The 18,878-nt window shown below is 63.8% G+C and carries 17 protein-coding genes and 1 tRNA gene; 12 read left to right on the forward strand and 6 right to left on the reverse strand.

Annotated features, from left to right (window positions below):
- On the forward strand, positions 1-1,738 hold a 1,738-nt coding region (locus ARC63_RS09675), incomplete at its 5' end, for a TonB-dependent siderophore receptor (protein WP_057503121.1).
- A 58-nt stretch (positions 1,739-1,796) separates the two neighbouring features.
- Here ARC63_RS09675 and ARC63_RS09680 read toward each other — a convergent pair.
- Positions 1,797-2,078, reverse strand: coding sequence for a hypothetical protein (locus ARC63_RS09680; protein WP_010484816.1), 282 nt, complete (start codon positions 2,076-2,078; stop codon positions 1,797-1,799).
- A 210-nt stretch (positions 2,079-2,288) separates the two neighbouring features.
- Here ARC63_RS09680 and ARC63_RS09685 point away from each other — a divergent pair, with 210 nt between their 5' ends.
- The 8 genes from ARC63_RS09685 to ARC63_RS09720 all read left to right on the forward strand — a co-directional run bounded on the left by ARC63_RS09685 (position 2,289) and on the right by ARC63_RS09720 (position 9,534).
- Positions 2,289-2,963, forward strand: coding sequence for a response regulator transcription factor (locus ARC63_RS09685; RefSeq protein WP_057503122.1), 675 nt, complete (start codon positions 2,289-2,291; stop codon positions 2,961-2,963).
- Positions 2,963-4,312 (forward strand): sensor histidine kinase, encoded by a 1,350-nt coding sequence (locus ARC63_RS09690; protein WP_057503123.1) that lies wholly within the window; start codon positions 2,963-2,965, stop codon positions 4,310-4,312. The genes ARC63_RS09685 and ARC63_RS09690 overlap by 1 nt, the downstream gene beginning before the upstream one ends.
- Before the next feature lie 323 nt (positions 4,313-4,635).
- Complete coding sequence (locus ARC63_RS09695) at positions 4,636-5,052, forward strand: hypothetical protein (RefSeq protein ID WP_019338181.1); 417 nt, start codon at positions 4,636-4,638, stop codon at positions 5,050-5,052.
- 135 nt (positions 5,053-5,187) lie between these two features.
- Positions 5,188-6,378: an efflux RND transporter periplasmic adaptor subunit gene (locus ARC63_RS09700; protein WP_057503124.1), complete on the forward strand. Its 1,191-nt coding sequence runs from the start codon at positions 5,188-5,190 to the stop codon at positions 6,376-6,378.
- The gene (locus ARC63_RS09705; RefSeq protein WP_057503125.1) at positions 6,375-8,339 is read left to right on the forward strand and encodes a MacB family efflux pump subunit; all 1,965 of its coding nucleotides are present in this window, start codon (positions 6,375-6,377) and stop codon (positions 8,337-8,339) included. Before ARC63_RS09700 ends, ARC63_RS09705 begins: the two co-directional genes overlap by 4 nt.
- 90 nt (positions 8,340-8,429) lie before the next feature.
- Positions 8,430-8,816 carry a hypothetical protein gene (locus ARC63_RS09710; RefSeq protein WP_029550737.1) on the forward strand — a complete coding sequence of 129 codons (387 nt, stop codon included), beginning with the start codon at positions 8,430-8,432 and terminating at the stop codon, positions 8,814-8,816.
- Positions 8,817-8,843: 27 nt separating this feature from the next.
- Complete coding sequence (locus tag ARC63_RS09715) at positions 8,844-9,221, forward strand: EF-hand domain-containing protein (RefSeq protein WP_057503126.1); 378 nt, start codon at positions 8,844-8,846, stop codon at positions 9,219-9,221.
- Between the two features lie 115 nt (positions 9,222-9,336).
- Positions 9,337-9,534, forward strand: coding sequence for a hypothetical protein (locus tag ARC63_RS09720; protein ID WP_049455411.1), 198 nt, complete (start codon positions 9,337-9,339; stop codon positions 9,532-9,534).
- Positions 9,535-9,621: 87 nt separating this feature from the next.
- Here the strand turns inward: ARC63_RS09720 and ARC63_RS09725 are convergent, their stop codons facing one another.
- Positions 9,622-9,960, reverse strand: a complete 339-nt coding sequence (locus ARC63_RS09725; protein WP_049412996.1) for a winged helix-turn-helix transcriptional regulator — start codon at positions 9,958-9,960, stop codon at positions 9,622-9,624.
- Positions 9,961-10,062: 102 nt separating this feature from the next.
- Here ARC63_RS09725 and acuI point away from each other — a divergent pair, with 102 nt between their 5' ends.
- Positions 10,063-11,052: an acrylyl-CoA reductase (NADPH) gene (acuI, locus tag ARC63_RS09730; protein ID WP_057503127.1), complete on the forward strand. Its 990-nt coding sequence runs from the start codon at positions 10,063-10,065 to the stop codon at positions 11,050-11,052.
- Between the two features lie 68 nt (positions 11,053-11,120).
- Here the strand turns inward: acuI and ARC63_RS09735 are convergent, their stop codons facing one another.
- On the reverse strand, positions 11,121-11,855 hold the full coding sequence (locus tag ARC63_RS09735; protein WP_228354636.1) for a hypothetical protein: 735 nt from the start codon (positions 11,853-11,855) through the stop codon (positions 11,121-11,123).
- A 180-nt stretch (positions 11,856-12,035) separates the two neighbouring features.
- Here ARC63_RS09735 and ARC63_RS09740 point away from each other — a divergent pair, with 180 nt between their 5' ends.
- Positions 12,036-14,789 carry a UvrD-helicase domain-containing protein gene (locus tag ARC63_RS09740; protein ID WP_057503129.1) on the forward strand — a complete coding sequence of 918 codons (2,754 nt, stop codon included), beginning with the start codon at positions 12,036-12,038 and terminating at the stop codon, positions 14,787-14,789.
- 247 nt (positions 14,790-15,036) lie between these two features.
- Here the strand turns inward: ARC63_RS09740 and ARC63_RS09745 are convergent, their stop codons facing one another.
- Positions 15,037-16,290, reverse strand: coding sequence for a chymotrypsin family serine protease (locus tag ARC63_RS09745; protein WP_228354637.1), 1,254 nt, complete (start codon positions 16,288-16,290; stop codon positions 15,037-15,039).
- 359 nt (positions 16,291-16,649) lie between these two features.
- Positions 16,650-16,739, reverse strand: a tRNA-Ser gene (locus ARC63_RS09750).
- A gap of 124 nt (positions 16,740-16,863) precedes the next feature.
- On the opposite strand from ARC63_RS09750, the gene ARC63_RS09755 reads away from it, so the two are divergent.
- Positions 16,864-17,934 carry a DUF4241 domain-containing protein gene (locus tag ARC63_RS09755; protein WP_057503131.1) on the forward strand — a complete coding sequence of 357 codons (1,071 nt, stop codon included), beginning with the start codon at positions 16,864-16,866 and terminating at the stop codon, positions 17,932-17,934.
- Positions 17,935-18,015: 81 nt separating this feature from the next.
- On the opposite strand, the gene ARC63_RS09760 is transcribed toward ARC63_RS09755, so the two are convergent.
- Positions 18,016-18,878, reverse strand: an 863-nt coding sequence (locus ARC63_RS09760; RefSeq protein WP_057503132.1) for a LysR substrate-binding domain-containing protein, incomplete at its 5' end; no start/stop codon positions are given.

The raw sequence follows: 18,878 nt of genomic DNA on the forward strand, positions 1-18,878 counted from the left end.
CATCGAGCGCGTGGAAGTGCTGAAGGGACCGGCAGGCGCGCTGTATGGCGGGGGTGATGCGGGCGGTGTCATCAACTACGTGACCCGCAAGCCCAAAGCCGCTGCCGAGCGCCGCATCGAGGTCCAGCTGGGCGACAAGGACTTCCGTGCCGGATCGATCGAGGGTACCGGGCCGTTGAATGCCGCCGGCAGCGTGCGCTATCGCGCCGGGCTCTATGCCGACAATGAAAAGGGCGTGCGCTGGAACACCGACAGCGAGAGCGTGATCGGCGATGCCTCGCTGGCCTTCGACGTCGGACAGACCGGCGAACTGGTGCTGCAGTTCACCGACATCACCCAGAACCTTGGCGGCAACCGTCTGCGCGGCGTGCCGGTCAACGATGCAGGCACGTTCCTGACCGACCGCCGCTGGAACCACAACGAGGCCAGCGACTTTCTCGACATGCGCGCCAAGGTGGCGCTGGCGCAGTACCGCTTCGCGCCGCTCGACACGCTGGACCTGGACTTCGCCGCCCGCTGGTTCAGCAACAACGAGCACCAGATGTACCACGAGCCGATGGGCCTGCTCGATCGTGACCGCGATGGCGTGGCCGAATGGATGACCCGCCAGCTGCGCAACCAGATCCGCGACAACGACGCATTCACTGCCAACGGAAATGCAGTCTGGCGGGCGACCACCGGCGCGGTGGAGCACAAGGTGCTGTTCGGCGCCGATGTATACCGGCTGGATGCGGACTTCACCGCACAGACCGCGAACAGCGCTGACCTTGCGCGTGGCGCCGGGCCGGTGCGCGGCATCGACCTGTTCAATCCCGTGTACGGCGCCAGTACCTGGCACGACTACAACCTGGCGGCCCTGCCCTGGCGCAGCACGTCCACCCGCAGCAAGCGCTATGGCGGCTACCTGCAGGACGAACTGGCACTGGGCACACGCTGGCATGTGCTGGCCGGACTGCGCTGGGATGGCTTCAAGGATGAGGACCGCATGGGTGGCAGCAGCGTGGATGGCAACGATCTCAGCTGGCGGCTGGGTAGCACGTTCACCGTGCGCGAGGGCCTGAATGTCTACGCCAACATCGCCAATGGTTTCGTGCCGCAGAGTGCCGCCAACCAGAACCCGGCCGCTGGCGGACCGTTCGATGCCGAGCGCAGCAAGCAGTGGGAAGTGGGCATGAAGTCGCTGCTGGCCGACCGTGTGACCTTGAACATGGCGGCCTACCGGATCGACCGCAGCAACATCGTGCAGGCCACCGGCGAGGTGATCGGTGGCGTGAACCAGTTGGCCGCGCTGGGCCTGGTACGTAGCACCGGCATGGAGCTGGACCTTCTGGCCGACCTCACCGAGCGCTGGGTGCTGAACCTGACCTACGCCTACAACGATGCGCGGGTGAAGGACGCCGGCCCGAATGGCATCACCAACGCCTCCGGCGACCGATTCGCCAATGCGCCGCGCAACAAGCTGGGATTGTGGACGCGTTACGACCTGCCGGCGATCAACTCCGCCATCGGCTTTGGCGCCGATCACGTCGGCGAACGCCTCAGCCTGGATGGGCAGACGGTCAAGGCCTACACCGTGTTCGACGTGAGCTGGAAGACCACGTGGAGACAGTGGCACTTCCAGGCCAACGTCAAGAATCTGTTCGACAAGGTGTACGCGGCCAGTGGCTTCATTGAACGCAACGGGCATTTCCCCGGCGAGCCACGGCGGGTGTATGTGCAGGCGGCTTACAGCTTCTGACACAGGGCTGCGAACCATGATGACAGGGGGAGGTGGCTGCCCACCTCCCCTCCCGGTGTCAGTGCGAGCAGGCCACCAGCATCGAGCGGGTGGCCATCTGGGTAGAGGTGAAGCCGTTCTTGTTGCCCACCGCGATGGCGTTGCCGTCGTCGCCATCCTTGCTGAAGACCACATAGCCGCCTGGGCACATCTGCCCGGCCTTTTCGTAGCAGCCACTCCAGGAGCTGGAGCCGCTGCAGTCGATGGAGACGCCGCGTCGGCCATCGGGGGTAACGGTCATCCTGGCGGTGGTGCAGCCACTCAGCGCGGCCACGAACAACAACGGAACGAACAACTTCATGGGTACTCCAGGGGGTGGGATCAGCGAAAGGGCGCCAAGGCTGGAGTGCCCGGATTGCGCGAACCTTGCGCCGACATCCGCTTTCCTGCGTCCATGACAGCCTTGCGGGACATCGGGAAGGCACGCCATGTTCGCGCAATGTTCCTGTAATACGGTGCCGGCGCGTGCCGAACCGCCCCGCCACGCCCCCTTCCTGCGCAAACCCCGCCGATGCACATCCTGCTGATCGAAGACGAAGCCGAACTGGCCGCTACCCTGAAGTCCGCCCTGCAGCGCGAGCGCTACGTGGTGGACCTAGCCAACACGCTGGCGCTGGCCCGCGAAGCGGCCCTGTGCGGATCGCACGACCTGGTATTGCTGGACCGCACCCTGCCCGACGGCGACGGACTGGGATTGATTTCGCTATTGCGTGAGCGCAACCCCGGGGTGCCGATCATCGTGCTGAGCGCGCTGGGGCAGCTGCCGGACCGCATCGCCGGCCTGGATGAGGGCGCGGACGACTATCTGGCCAAGCCCTTCGCACTGGAGGAGCTGTTCGCCCGCATCCGCGCTGCCGGGCGTCGGCCGAGCGGCATGCAGGTGGAACTGGTGAGCATCGGCCGGTTGGTGTTCGACCCGGCATCGGGCGAGGCGAGCGTGGGCGGGCAGCGGCTGGAGCTGCCGCGCCGTGAGATACGTGTACTGGCCGCGTTGGCCCGGCGTCTGGGTCGCACCGTGCTGCGCGAGTCGATTGAAATGGCGGTGTATGGATTCGATGACGGCATCCATTCCAACACGCTCGATTCGCACGTATCGCGCCTTCGCCGCAAGCTGGCCGATGCCGACGCAAGAGTAGAGATACACGCCATCCGCGGTGTCGGCTATCTGATGCGGGAAGCCAAATAATGGCGCGTCGTCCATCGCTGAAGCGTCCGTTGATCGTCAAAACGCTGATCTATCAGCTAATGGCGTTGCTGGTGGCGTTCTTCGCGCTGCTGATGGTGCTGATACGTGCCGACAGCGGTGGCTACTACACCATCCAGACCTTTGCGCCGGTGGCCGCCAACGCGGTGCACCGCGACCGCAATGGCGAACTGTACGTGCAGAACACACCGGAACTGGCCGAACTGCTGAAGATCGTTCCCGGTGCATGGTTCATCGCCGAGGATGAGCATGGCCACTACGTTACGTTCGGACCTGTGCCGCCGGCCTATGCCTCGCTGGTAGGCGCACTGGATGGCATCCCCTTTGGCGACCTGCGCGGGCGGGATCGCAGCGATGGCCTGGCCGTCGTGGTCCGCCAGCACAGCGGGCCGGCCGGCAAGCTGACCATCATGGCCCATGGCGAAACCGATACGCTGACCTGGCAGATGGCGCTGGCGGCACACATCATCACCCTGCCGATCTTCCTGCTGCTGGGCCTGGCCACCATCGTCCTGACACCGATCATCGTGAGACGGGCCCTGGCCGGGGTGGAGCGCATCGCCGAGGAAGCCCGCAACATCTCCGCCAGCCGCCGCGGTGTCCGCCTGACAGAAACCGCTGTGCCTGTGGAGATCGCTCCGTTGGTGACGGCGGTGAATGAAGCACTGGAGCGGCTGGACGAAGGGCACGAACGGCAACGCCGCTTCATCGCCGCCGCCGCGCATGAGCTGCGCACACCCATTGCGATTCTGAGGGTAAAGGTCGATGCGGCCGACGACGCCACCTCGTGCAGCCTGGCCGTGGAAGTGGCGCGGCTGGCGACGCTGGCAGAGCAGCTGCTGGATCTGCACCGCATGGACGAAGACGGGCCGAAGGAAACAATCAACCTGGCGCGGGTGGCCAAACGGGTGGCCGCCGATCTGGCGCCGCTGCTGATCCAGTCGGACAAGACCGTAGCCGTGGCGGTGGAATCACATTTCCCGGTGCTCGGCGAGACCGGCGCAGTGGAGCGGGTAATTTCCAACCTGGTACTGAATGCTGCCGAACATGGCGGACGCCAGATCATCGTGCGCGTTCAAGGCAGCTGCCTGGAGGTCGAGGACGACGGCCCCGGCATACCGGTCGACCAGCGCGAACGGGTTTTCGAACCCTTCCAGCGGTTGCGGCCGCGGCAGACAGGCGCGGGCCTGGGGCTGAACCTGGTGCGCCAGGTAATCGACCGCCACGGCGGCCACGTCACGATTCTGGATGCGCCAGGCGGTGGTGCATTGATCCGTGTCGAGTTTCCATTGCATCCGGGCGTGACCAGCACGCCACCGCTGGAGCACTGAACACATCGCATGCACCTGTGTAACCGGCGCCTGTCCATACGTGGCCGGGAGCGAGGACAGGCAAGGTTGCGGCAATGTTCGCTGGACAGCATCGGGGTGTGGCACCTGCCGTGCCACCGCGTTCCTATCTGACAGGAAGCCTGCATGTGACCCAGGGAGCTCCCCCACCGTCCCCTTCCGCACGCACTGTGCCACCGCGGAATTCGCCGGGACTTACGGCTGCCGCATGGAATCGCCGCCCACATAATGTCCGCGCGCCCGGCCTGCAACATTGGCCGCTTTGGCTGCGGACAGTCCCCGATATCGAGCGCGCTGGCGTGTTGATGCGGCTGTTCGGCGCGTTGTTTCTGCTGCTGCCCGGCATTGCGCTGGTGGCTTCAGCGTATCGGCATGCGAGCACAGCGGTGGCGACGGCCGTGCTCCTGTTCGTTGCCGTGCATGCTGCGCTGCATGGGCTGGCGGCATGGCGGGCGGCAACCCCGCACCCAACGCCACCGCTGCTGCGGGCCCTGGACGGCCATGCCGCTGGGATAATGATTGCCAGTACGCTGCTGATCGCCATCGGTGCAGGAATGGCGAAGCTGCATGCTTCGACCTTCCCCTGGTTGTTGGCCAGCGCGGCGATTCAACTCTGCGCTGCGCGCATCGCAGGTCACCGGCTGCGAAATGCACTGCTGGTTCTCGGTAGCGCCCTGCAGTTCATCGCCGTGGCACTGCTCGCTCTTCATGCCGCGCGCTGACACAACGATCGCCCCGCAAGGTTCGCGCAACCCAGCGCATCGAGACTCGACGGCCAACCACGTCTGCCCCGACAGACGTGTGTCTCTTCTGTCGCAAGGACCCCCGATGACCTGTCTCTTCTGGTTGCTGAGCCGATGAGCACCGTAACCCGCAAGCGCCGCCGTGCGCTCATCGTTGCTGCCGGCCTGCTGTGCTGCGCGCTGACTCTGTTCGCGTGGTTGCGGCCCGCACCACCTCCGCACCTGCAGGTTGCACCGGTCGCTCGCGGCAGCATCGAACAGGTGGTGGAGGCCACTGGCACGCTGAAGCCCTCGCAACTGGTAAGCGTGGGTGCACAGGTCTCCGGCCGCATCGATACCCTGCATGTAAAGCTGGGCGACAAAGTGAAAGCCGGCGATCCCATCGCCGACATCGACTCGCGTACTCAACGCAATGCATTGCTCAGCGCGCAGGCCGCACAACGCACCGCGCGTGCCAACCGCGATGCGCTGGCCACCGACCTGCGCCAGTTCGAACTGACACTGCATCGGCAGCAGCAACTGGTGGCCTCGCAACTGGTAGCCCGCGCCGACTTCGATACAGCCAAGGCCAAGGTCGATGCCACCCGTGAACAGGTCGCTGCGCTGGACGGTGAAGTGGCGCGCCGACAGACCGACGTCGATGTTGCTCAGACCAATCTGGAGTACACCCGCATCACCGCCCCCACCGACGGAACCGTACTGGTCGTGGTCGCGCGCCAGGGGCAGACCGTGAATGCGGTGCAGAGCGCCCCCACCATCGTGATGCTGGGCAACCAGGACGTGATGACGGTGTACGCCGAGATCTCCGAGGCCGACGTCGTACACACGTCTGTTGGCCAGGAAGCATTCTTCACCATTCTTGGTGATGCCGGCCGCCGCTACAGCAGCACGTTGCGGGATATCGCGCCAGCGCCGGAATCCATCACCAACGAAGACAGCTCCAGCCTTGCTGCACCGGCAGTGTCGGGTGGCAGCCGCACGGCCATGTACTACAACGGCCAGTTCGACGTGGATAACGCCGATGGCCGCCTGCGCAGCTACATGACCGCGCAGGTCCGCATCGTGCTGGGCCGCGCCAACAACGTACTGACCATTCCCTCGGCCGCATTGGGTGCGCGCGCCGCCGATGGCAGTTACAGCGTGCAGGTACGTGGTGCCGACGGCAGCGCCAGCACGCGGCGCGTCACTACCGGGCTGGATGATCAGATCCAGGTGGAAGTACGCACCGGGCTGAAGGAAGGCGAACAGGTCGTGCTGGCGCAGGCCGACGCCGAAGCCACCAGCGCACCCACGCAGTCCAGATGAGCACGACCACGACCGAGCCGCTGCTGCGCGTTCGCGGCGTACGCCGCGAGTTTGCCGCAGGCGAGCAGACATTGGTGGTACTTGACGGCATCGATCTGGATATCCACGCAGGTGAACTGGTGGCCATCGTAGGCCAGTCCGGTTCGGGCAAGTCCACGCTGATGAACATCCTGGGCTGCCTGGATCGCCCTTCCGCCGGTGTCTATCAGATCTGCGGGCGCGAGACCGCGCAGATGTCGCCGGATGAACTGGCCGAACTACGCCGCGAACACTTCGGCTTCATCTTCCAGCGCTACCACCTGCTGACCGATCTGACTGCACTGAGCAATGTGGAAGTGCCCGCGATCTACGCCGGCATGCCTGCCGAGGCACGCCATGCGCGTGCGGCCACGCTGTTGTCGCGGCTTGGCCTGGGCGAGCGCATGCAGCATCTTCCTGGTGAGCTGTCGGGTGGCCAGCAGCAACGCGTTTCGATTGCACGTGCGCTGATGAATGGCGGCGCAGTGATCTTCGCCGACGAACCTACAGGTGCGTTGGACACGCATTCCGGCAAAGAAGTGATGAAGATCCTCGGCGAGCTGCACGCCGAGGGCCATACCGTGGTGCTGGTTACGCACGACATGGCCGTGGCCGAGCATGCGCAGCGCATCATCGAAATCCGCGATGGGCGGATTGTGGATGATCGTGCAGCCGGTACTGGTCTGTCAGCGGGCGTGGCGACGCCAGCCGTGACCCAGCCTGTGGGCAACAGCGGCTGGCGGGTCTGGCGGGACCGTTTCGCTGAAGCCTTCCGCATGGCATTGCGCGCGATGAACGCCCACCGCATGCGCACCTTCCTGACCATGCTCGGGATCATCATCGGCATTGCATCGGTCGTAGCGGTGGTGGCACTGGGTACCGGCGCACGGCAGGCCATCCTGTCCAACATCTCCTCGTTGGGTACCAATACCATCGAAATCTATCCCGGATCGGGTTTTGGCGACCTGCATTCCGCGCGGGTGGAAACACTCACTCCCGGCGACAGCTTGGCCCTTGCCCGGCAGCCATTCGTGGACAGCGCCACCCCCGGTGTTGCCACCAGCGGCACCGCCCTGCGCGGCAACCGTTCGGCCAGCGTGCAGGTGCAGGGCGTCAGCGAGCAGTATTTCCGCGTGCATGGCCTGAAGCTGGGCGAAGGCGCATTCTTCGGCCCACCGGGTGTGAGCGGCTACCAGCAGGTCGTGGTGATCGACGCCAATACCCGCGCTCGCTTCTTCGCTGCCGCGGACAATCCCATCGGCCAGACCCTGCTGCTGGGCAACGTGCCTGTGCGTATTGTGGCCGTGGTGAAGAAAGATGCCGGTGCTGCCGGCGATGCGTCACTGCTGCGGGTATGGCTGCCTTACACCACCGCCATGGCACGCATGCTGGGGCAGAGCCACGTGTCCAGCATCACCGTACGCGTTTCCGATGCGATCAGCATGGAAGCGGCCGAGCAGGCCATCGGACGATTGCTGACGCGGCGTCATGGCAGCACCGACTTCTACATGAGCAACAACGCGCAGATCCGTGAATCCATCGAACAGACCACCAGCATCCTGACCATGATGATCAGCTCCATCGCAGCCATCGCATTGGTGGTCGGCGGGATCGGCGTAATGAACATCATGCTGGTGTCGGTGACCGAGCGCACCCGCGAGATCGGCGTGCGCATGGCGGTGGGCGCGCGCCGCAGCGACATCCTGCAGCAGTTCCTGATCGAATCGGTGCTGGTCTGCCTGCTCGGTGGTGTACTCGGCATCGGCGTGGCCCTTGCGTTGGGCGCGGCTCTGGAGCTGGCCGATGCGGGCTTCAGCCTGGTGTTCTCCGTCAACTCGATTCTGGCCGCCTTCGCCTGTTCCAGCCTGATCGGCGTTGGCTTCGGATTTCTGCCGGCACGACGTGCCGCACGGCTCGATCCGGTGGAGGCACTGGTCCAATAGCCAATGCATCTACCTGTATTGACAGCAGGTTCGCGCAATGTCCGCAGTGTGTACTACGGCTACCGAGAATGTCTGCACAGGAGCTGGACGATGTTTCTTAGAACAGGAAAGCCCGCACTGCTGCTGGTAGCTGCCGCGCAGCTACTGGTGTTGATGCCCTACTCCAGCGACGCCCACGCACAGCGTGGCGATCGCTACAGCCCACACTGGAGCCAGGACTACCGTGATCGGGAGCGCGATGCATGGGAGCGGCGCGAACGTGAGCGGGAACGCGAGCGCCGGCACGACGCCAAAGCCACCGGCGTGGTAGTGGGCGTGGTGGGTGCAGCGGTGGTGGCCGGCGTGATTGCCGCTGCTGCCAAGCGCGAACGCGAAGTCCGCGAGCGCGCCGACTACTGCATGAACCGCTACGGCAACTACGACCGCCGCAACGATACCTATCGCGGCACCGACGGCTACACCTATCCCTGCCGCTGATTGACCCTCAACAAGGACAAACACCCCATGACCAGAACTGCTCTGTTGATTGCCCTGGGCGCTGCCCCATTACTGGCCGAGGCCGCACCGGCCGATCCGAAACAGGCCTACATCGATTCCACGTTCACCGCGATGGATACCAACAAGGATGGACGCGTCGACAAGTCCGAGTACGCAGAATTTCAGCAGGGCCGTTTCGACAAGCAGGCCGATTCAATCAACGCCGCATTTACCGCGATGGACAAGAACAAAGATGGAAGGATCAGCAAGGAGGAAGCCATCGTGGTGCCGGAGATCGCGAAGTACTTTACGGGCCTGGACACCGATGGTGATGGCTATCTGTCACTGAAGGAAATGCAACAAGCCATGGTGGCCGCTCAGACTGCAGACGCGCCAACAAAGTAAATCCAGGGCGGGGCGCTGAAGATGGATGCACATCCGGACGCGGTGCGGGTTGAACACACCCTCTTCCCACGTTAGCCTCCGAGGTGCCCATGGAGGGCTATCAACGGAGTGAAGCATGAAGATTGGATTCAAGCTGCCTGTTGCTATTGCGGCTGCTGCACTGACCCTGGGAATCGGCAGTGCCTCCGCGCAGTCCCGCTGTACCCCGTGCTACACCGCCTACGAGGCTTGTCTGGCGGCGGGCAATGGCGAGAACGTCTGCTACCCGGCGTTTGCCCGTTGCCTGCGGAACAGCGGCTGCACCATCCCGTAAGTCACGCATTGCCGTGATGTGTGCCGGCCCCCATTTTGGGGGCTGGCACTGGTGCGCGCCACATTCCATGCGCGGCTGACAATCAGCTCAGGGCGAACGCTTGAAACCACGATAGGTTTCACCCCACTCGCGCATGGCCAGCAGCACGGGAACCAGCGTGCGCCCGAACTCGGAAAGCTCGTATTCCACCTTCGGCGGCACTTCCGGGTACACGTGGCGGATCACCACCCCGTCGGCTTCCAGTTCCCGCAGCTGGCTGGTCAGCATGGACTGGGTAGCGTTGGGCACACGCCGCGTGAGCTCCATGAAACGCCGCTTGCCTGTCATCAGGTGGAACAGAATGATCGGCTTCCACACGCCGCCCATGACCGACAGCGTGACTTCCACCGCGCAACCGCTCTTGCCGTCCCAACGCTTGCTACGCATGCATACTCCGGAAAACCATAGTACCTACGGAAAATCATCGTTCTTGTTGCGATAGTGGTGCGAGCCTAGCATGGGTTCATCCATTGAACGTGAGACCGCACCATGAGTTTCAAGGCACTGCTGACCCGCAAGACCAACGACGGCGTTTCCACGGAGCTGGTCGATTTCGATGAAGCCAACCTGATGGATGGCGACGTGCTGGTGCAGGTCGAGTACTCCACGCTGAACTACAAGGACGCGCTGGCCCTCACCGGCGCGCGCCCGGTGATCCGGACGTTCCCGTTGATCCCTGGCATCGACCTGGCTGGCGTGGTGCTGGACTCCAGCAGCGTCGACTTCAAACCCGGCGACCGCGTTGTGCTCAATGGCTGGGATCTCAGCATGGGCCACCACGGCGGCCTCGCCCAGCGCGCCCGTGTTCGCGGCGCATGGCTCAACAGGATTCCCGGCAACCTGAGCACCCGCGACGCCATGGCCATCGGCACCGCCGGCTACACCGCGATGCTGTGCGTGCTGGCACTGGAAGATGCCGGCGTGACGCCCGATAGGGGCGACGTGCTGGTAACGGGGGCCAACGGTGGCGTCGGCTCGATCGCGGTGGCGATCCTTTCAAAGCTGGGCTATCGCGTGGTGGCCGCCACCGGGCGCCCGGAACACGCCGAGTATCTGCACAGCCTGGGCGCCGCCGAGATCATCGACCGCGCGCAGCTTTCAGAACCGCGCGAGCGGCCGGTGAGTGCCGAGCGCTGGGCCGGCGTGGTCGATGTGGCAGGCGGCCCTACCCTCGTCAACGCCCTTGCCGAGACGAAGTACCGCGGCGCAGTGGCCGCGTGCGGGCTGGCGCAGAGTGATGAGCTGCATGGCTCGGTGCTGCCCTTCATTCTCCGCAACGTGACGCTTGCCGGCGTGGATTCGGTGAATGCGCCGCAGGCCGTTCGCCAGCGTGCGTGGGACCGGCTTGCCACCGACCTGGACCCGCAGAAGCTCGAAAGCACCGTGCAGCTGATTGGGCTTGCCGAGGTGCTGGACGTCTACGACCAGATCATCCCAGGCAAGGTGCGTGGGCGGATTGTGGTGGATGTGAATGCCTGACGGCAGGCAGTCCCGCGGTGGCACGCTGCCGCCGCGGGGCCGATGCCGTGCTCTGCGTCTATGCAGCGCTATTCTGAAACTTCAATCGGCAGCTTGCATTCGCTGCGGAATTTCCCCGCTTTCCGGTCCAGTTCAGCACGTAGCTTCGGAATCTTCGCCAGCTTGCCGCGCATCGTCGCGATGGGCAGCACGCCCTTGGCGTAACTTTCCGTCACACCCAGAGCGTTAGGCGCACCGCGGATGTGCCACACCAGTTTTTCCAGGCCCGTACCGTAAGCCAGCAGCGTATCCAAAGACAGAAAAGCCCTTCCGCCGAGGTTTCCGTTTCGGAGGCGATTCCAGTCCATACTGCCCGTCAGGCTGGTGGAGTAGACCGAAAACTGCTTGTTCGGATCTTCCGACCGATACAGGTGTATCCAGGTGTGGCCGGGATCCTTCGGCTCCTGGCCGATTTCCTTGGCGTCAAAACGGAAATCCATGACCACTACAACCTCGGCCTCTGGAACAACCTTCTGGCGCGTCGCGTCTTGTGGCCAGTAGTAATTCAGGGTCCAGCTGCTGGCCATGCCAGTGCCGAATGGCGTGCTGTTTGACGTCCATTCGTAGGTGTCGCGCGATGCCGTGGCACCCGTTGCTGCGTCCACCTCTCGGGACACACTCCATGTTCCATCCGCCTCTTCAGTCCAGAAGCCACAGAACAGTGATGGGGTGGGCGATTGCGCCGCCGCAGGCAGTGCTGCCAAAGACAGTACAACAGCCAGAAGGCAGTTGCGGCCAGATGTAGAGAACATTCCTGCAGGCATTGGATTCCTTCCCGGGGCGCCATCCACGCAGTGGTCGCAGCCATCCGCTACGGCATGGCGACATGCCTAACCCACTCCGACCGCACGGCAACAGTCACGCGCCTGATCAAGCCCCCTTATCATGGGGCTGTAAGGGCGCTTTACGCCCAGTGACGTACGCAAGGCAGTATCTTGATGTCTATGGAATGGCGCCCCTCGGGCTGGGGCCAGCGTGTGACCCGCTCGCCGGACTGGCGGCTGCGGCTGGATGGCGAGCATGTCGAGCTTCTGATTGAAGGCCGGCAGTACCGCCAACACGTCGATGATGACCAGCGTGTGCGGGTTCTTCCGGGCCTGTTCTGGGCCAGGGTTGCGCTGCAGAGCGAGGACGGCGAAACGCTGTCCGTGGACGGCCTGCCCAACGGCCAGGCTTCCCACCTCGCGGGTGCTGTCCAGCAGGTGCTCTTCGCGCGCACCACACGCGGGCGCAAGGCGCTCTTCGAGGACATCCTGGAGCAGATCCAATCGTGGCTGGCCGAGGCCGACGCCCTCACTGACCGGGGCACCGCCGGCCGCCGCTGGATCACCCACGAACAGCAGCATATCCTGCTGGCCGAGCGCCCCACCCTGCCCTTGTCGCCGGCCGAGCTGGAACGGCTGTTCCTCGATGAGGATGTGCACGACGACCTGCACTCCCATAGCCATCGTGCCGCATTGGATGCCCTGCACGACTGGCAGCTGGATTGGCCCGCCGTATGGGGGGACGCCAATGCGACCATGGCGACGCGGGAGCTGGTGCTGGCCAAGGACTTCCTGGACCGGGTCGAGAGCAAGCCGCTGACCGAGGAACAGGCCCGCGCCGTCATCTGCTTCGACAACCGGGTCCAGGTCGTGGCCGCGGCCGGCTCAGGCAAGACCTCCACGATGGTCGCCAAGGCCGCGTATGCCATTGACCGCGGCTTTGTCGAACCCGAACGCATCGTGATGCTCGCCTTCAACAAGGATGCCACCAGAGAGCTTGAAGAGCGCGCACAGCGTTCCTTCAACCGATTAGGCATGGGCGACATCACGATTGAGGTACGGACCTTCCATGCACTCGGCCTGGCCATCATCGCCAAAGCCACGGGGCGCAAGCCCGATATCCCGGAATGGGCCATTGACGCCACGCTGGGCTTCAACAAGCTGGCCGAACTGGTGGACGACCTGAAGGATCGCTCGACCCACTTCCGCACCCAATGGGACATGTTCCGCCTGGTGTTCGGGCGCGACCTGCCACCATTCGGCGCGGAAATGGAGGCCGACGGCTACGACCGCGATGGCATGCCCTACATCCGCACCCTGCAGGGTGAGCGGGTGAAGAGCCTGGAAGAGTGCGTGATCGCCGACTGGCTCTTCTACAACGGCGTGACGTACGACTACGAGCGGCGCTACGAATTCGATACGGCGACCGACACCCATCGCCAGTATCGTCCGGACTTCTATTACCCGGACGCCGGGCTGTATCACGAGCACTTTGCGCTGGATGCCAATGGCCAGCCGCCGGCGCACTTCGCCCACTACGCTGAAGGTATGCACTGGAAGCGCCAGCAGCATGCAGCGCGCGGCACCGCGCTGGTCGAGACGACGTCGTTCGGCCTGCGCAGTGGACATGCCCTGCAGGATCTTGCGGAGCGACTTGGCGCGTCTGATGTCGAACTCGACCCGAACCCTGACCGCGAGTTGCCCGATCAGGGCGCCAAGCCGATGCCGGATGCAGACCTGATCGGCTTGATGCGCACCTTCATTGCCCACGCCAAGAGCAACTGTCTGACGCTGGACGATATGGCCGCGCGCCTGCAGCAGATGCCCGAAGATCAGTTCAAGGAACGGCATCGACGCTTCCTGGAAATCGCCAGCCCTGTTTTCCAGGCCTGGGACAACGCACTAGCTGACGAGCACGGCATCGATTTCGAAGACATGCTCAACATGGCGGCCGGGCTGCTGGAACAGGGTAGCTACGAATCGCCCTACGAGCTGGTGATGGCCGATGAGTTCCAGGACGCTTCGCGCGCCCGCGCACGCCTCTGCCGTGCCTTGGTCAGCCGCCCCGGCCGCTCTCTGTTTGCGGTGGGCGATGACTGGCAGTCGATCAATCGCTTCGCCGGCGCCGACGTTTCAGTGATGACCGGATTCCGCGAGTGGATGGGCCATGGCCGGGTGCTGAAACTGGAGCAGACGTTCCGCTGCCCTCAGGTGCTGTGTGATGTTTCCAGCCGCTTCATCAGCCGCAACCCCGCGCAGATCGTCAAGCAGGTTCGCTCCGCTGCACCGGCAATGGGCCCGGTGCTGCAGGCGTTCCAGATGAATCGGCGTGAGGAGGTGCAGGATGGCGTTCGCCAGTACCTCACCAAGCTGCATCAGCAATTGTTGTCCGGGGCGGTGCCACAAGGGCGCGATGGACGCGTGACGGTGTTCATCCTGGGGCGCTACCGCGCCGATCGCAGCGCGATGCCTTCGGATTGGAAGACAGCCTTTGGCAGCACGATGGACGTCGAGTTCCTGACCGCTCATCGCTCGAAGGGGCGCGAGGCGGATTATGTGATCCTGCCGGGAATGGTCCATCGAGGCTTCCCGAGCCTGCGTGCGGAGGATCCTGTGCTTTCCTTGGCGATGCCGGATGGCGACACCTATCCACTGAGCGAAGAACGGCGTTTGTTCTATGTGGCGCTGACGCGTGCGCGACGGTCGGTTGCCATGTTCACTCTGCAGGGGAAACGTTCGCCGTTCCTGGATGAGCTGGTGAAGGATGGGGCGGTGGAAGTGACCGCGATTTCAGGCGCGGCCATCCACGAAGAACGCTGCCCAGTGTGCAAGGTCGGCGTGTTCGTGGACCGCAATGGGCCGCATGGGGCGTTCCGGTCGTGCTCCAGCTACCCGTTGTGCCACAACAAGCCGAGGGGTGGGCGACGCGGGTAAGCGCGTTCAGCCAAACCCATATGCACCCACGCCAACCCGTGCAAGCTGGCCTGATGGTTCGATGGCCGGACAGCAGCTGCGGAGGCAGAAAAAAGCCCCTGTTCCCAGGGGCCATTTCATGATTCTGGCGGAGAGAACGACGGCCATGTAGGCGACGTCGCTGGTACCAGCAGCGTCGCCAGCTGCACAGACCGTACGGAGCTCAATACACGGCTCAACCAGTCAGAGAAGCTTATTGAGGCAGTCTCTAGTTGGGCTGGAACCCCCAAGCCCTGACGCGACTGAACGGCATTCCGGTGAGCGACTTGCACTCGCCCGGCAGCGGCGTGTCCGAGCGCGCAGACTTGACAATGCCATAACCGGTATCCTGGAAGAACATTGCAGCACCGCTGTCGCCACCACCGCACGCGAGCGAGCTTCCCTCTACCTTGAACCAGACCTCATCGCATTGCATAGACTCGGTGGGCCCACAAATGTTTCCAGGACTATGCTTAACCGACGTGACTATTCCACAGCTATATCCGCTACGCGAACCACGGAAGCAGATGGTACCGTCTTTCGCTGGCACATTGTAAACGTTCGCAATAAATCGCGTTGACACCGTTGACGAGGCGTACGCCTCCAGCAAAGGAATGTGCGGAGATGGAATTCGATGCCACTGTACATCGGTTTGCGCATCGTTCCTTTGATCCTGGAATATCAAGGGGAACGTAACCAAGGTCCCGTTCTGGCTACTCCCATAGTTGCCATAGATGACATCGTCGGGGCAATGCGCTGCCGTTATGATTCCCTTTAGACCTGTAGCCACGTGCTTCACCGTAAATCCGGTGGTGCAGTATGAATTGTTTGACTGCAGCACGGCTCCGCCGATTGCATATATGGAATTGCTTTCAGGAACGTCCGACGTCTTGAAACGGAGCTTTACGCGATAGGCACGTTCGAGCTTGGACAGGATTCCCATGTACTTCTTGGCGTCCTGTTCATCCCCACGTATTCTGACCTCAGCCTCGTTATCTCCGGCATATCCGGTCAATCCAACGAAACCAGGGATAGCTGACTGTACTGCCAGCCGAATTTCCTTCAGTTGCTTGGTGAACTCCTCCTCCGTGAAAAGGTGCCCAGAGGAGAACTCGACACGTGCTTTACCAGCCGCCGTCGTCCATTGCCGCCCTGCTACAGCACCATCTCCCTTGAGCTTCACCGAAACGTGAAAGTCAGGCGACTGCTCGATGCTGATTTCCGTCAAGCGCCCGGCATACTCTCGACGAATGTCCTGGATGCTGGGTGCCACTGCCGCCTCCAGCTGAATCCGTCTGATTGCTTCATCAACCGATAGAGACTTGACTCTGGAAAGGAGGGAGCTGACCGCAACCGCAGTCTCCTCATCCAGCTCCTCCAATTTCTCACTCTCGGAAACATTCTTCTGAGCAAGTGCAGTGGTGGACACAACACTCCCGAAGAGCAGTCCGAGCACACTCATGTAAATAGCGCCTGCTTTCACTTAGCCTCCTCCAATGAATGCCGTGGGAATCCTGCGCAGCCTGTTGCGGGCCGAGTATTAGTGTACGACGTGGTTACGATTGCTATTGAGTAGAGTGTTCCATTTTCAACCGTCAGTGTGTTGTCACGGAGCCGGTAGCCCGAGATGCGCTCGCTGGAACCCACGCGGGATCTTGGCCCCTGATCTCACGTCCTGCACACTCTCTCTGTCGCCTGTCAGCCAGAACGCTTGGCAGCATGCGTGCTCTGCGCGACTGCAGCCCCTCTGCCCCTGGAACCCAATAGCTGGATTGATGAACTGACGAGCAGCAAGGCGAGAAAACAAAAAAGCCCCTGTTTCCAGGGGCTCTTTGAAACAACTGGCGGAGAGAGTGGGATTCGAACCCACGGAAGGTTTGACCCTTCGCCGGTTTTCAAGACCGGTGCCTTAAACCGCTCGGCCATCTCTCCAATCGGGTCCCGGTTGCCCGGGCAGCGGCGTATTCTCGCACGTGAAGGGCATTTGCCCAAGACCACCCTTGCTCCCGACCTTCGCATCCGGCACGGTGGGGCCTTCACTGCAATCGGAGCCCCCATGGCCCATCTCGACCTGGCCAACCTGCGCACCACCCTGCTGGACGACACCCAGCTGGCCGCAGTGGCCCTGCACCGCACGTTCGCCGGGCACCTGCCGGTCAGCAGCGGGCATCTTGTGGTCTGCGATCCGTTGGTCCAAGCCGAAGCACCGGCATTGGCCGACTACACCGCTCCGGTGGGTCGGCATCCGGTCGAGATCATCGTGCACAGCGGCCGCCCGGCGCTGGCCGTGGTCTGGTTCAAGCCCCGCGAAGCCCTCACTGCGTCTGCCCTGCACTGGCAGATGGCGCGCTGGACCACGCAGGACCTGACCGGACTGGATGAGGACAGCTTCATCGGCTACCCGGTCGACGCCGGCATCGGCTGCTTCATGGACACCGACACCCAGCAGGCACTGCTGGCCCTGATCGAACGGGCCGATGGCGACGAAGGCGGCGAGTGGTCGGATGCGCTGATCGACCATGATGGCCTGGACGAAGGCACCGAATACCGCCCCTGGGGCGAGGACTCACCGCATGGCCTGGTCGTATTCACCAGCGGCTGGGGCGACGGCGTTTACCCCAGTTACTGGGCGCTGGATACGTCCGGCATTCCGGTCGCTCTGGTCACCGATTTCCTGTGCATCCAGGGCGGAGACGGGCGCGACGAGCGCGAGATCGCCGACCAGGCCTATCGCGACAGCCTTCCACCCGAAGAGGCTGAAGCGCTGGCACGGCTTGTAGCGGCGGTGGGACGCGATGATGCGAACGCACTGCGCGACCTGCTGAAGGATGCGCCACAGCGCGCCAACCAGATCGAGCCTGGTTGCGGCGGCACCGCCGTGTTCGAGGCGATCCGTCTGGACCGTCCAGAGGCATTGCGGGTACTCCTGCAGGGCGGCGCGTTGCCGGCAATGCCCGAGCGGCTGCACATGAGCAAGGTGACCAGCTACCTGGACTATGCGCGCTTCCTGAAGAAGCCACGCAGCGCGGAGCTGATGGCGGTGCTGGAAGCACCGGTCATGGCCGAGCCCACACCGGCCGCACCGCCCCAGCGCAGCTTCTGGGACCGGTTGTTCGGGCGGAAGTGACCGGGGCCGGAAAGCAGCAACGCCGGGCATGGCCCGGCGCTACCGTTTCACAGATTGGCGGTGCAGTTGTGGGCAGGTGCCTCAGCCCGCATCCACTGCCAACGCGCCCAGCGCACTGGCCTTGATCCGCTCCTTGGCCTTTTCACAGGCGCCACCGCAATCCAGGCGCGAGGCCTCCAGCTGCGGCGGCAGGTGCTCGGCCAGGAAGTCGATGAACACGCGCACTGCCGGCAGCAGGCCGCGACGCGAGGCGAACACGGCATGGCACACGCCCTGCGGCAGCGACCAGTCCGGCAGCACCACTTCCAGCTCGCCGTTACGCACCGCATCGGCGCACACAGTCTCCGGCAGCATGGTGATGCCGAAGCCGTCCTTCACCATGCTCTGCAGCAGCGGGAAATCGAAGCCGGCCACGCGTGGCTGCAGGTCGACCCGGCGCACTTCGCCTTCCGGCCCATGCAGTTCCCAGCGCTGGCGCGCTTCGTCTTCGCTGATGCTGAGGGTGACGTGCTGGGTCAGCTCTTCCGGGTCCTTCGGGCGGCCAGCGCGGTCCAGGTACTTCGGGCTGGCCACCAGGAGTTCCTGCACCTGTCCGAAGCTGCGCATCACCAGGCTGCCGTCGTCGTCCAGGCGCGAACGCACGCGCAGGGCCACGTCATAGCCTTCGTTGATGATGTCCACGCGGCGGTTGCTGATGTTCAGCTGCAGGCGCACCTTCGGGTACTGCTCAAGGAACTTGGGCAGCAGCTTGGGCAGCTGCATCTGCGCCAGCGACACCGGCACGCTGGCGCGCACCACGCCGCGCGGTTCCGCACTGAGGCGGTCGACCACTTCGCGGGCGGCCTGCGCCTCGGCCAGCATCGTCTGCGCGTGGCGGTGCACGCTGGTGCCGACGTCGGTGACCGCGAAACGGCGCGTGGAGCGCTGCAGCAGGCGCACGCCCA

The sequence above is a fragment of the Stenotrophomonas geniculata ATCC 19374 = JCM 13324 genome (assembly GCF_001431625.1).
In the GTDB taxonomy this organism is placed as follows: Bacteria; Pseudomonadota; Gammaproteobacteria; order Xanthomonadales; family Xanthomonadaceae; genus Stenotrophomonas; species Stenotrophomonas geniculata.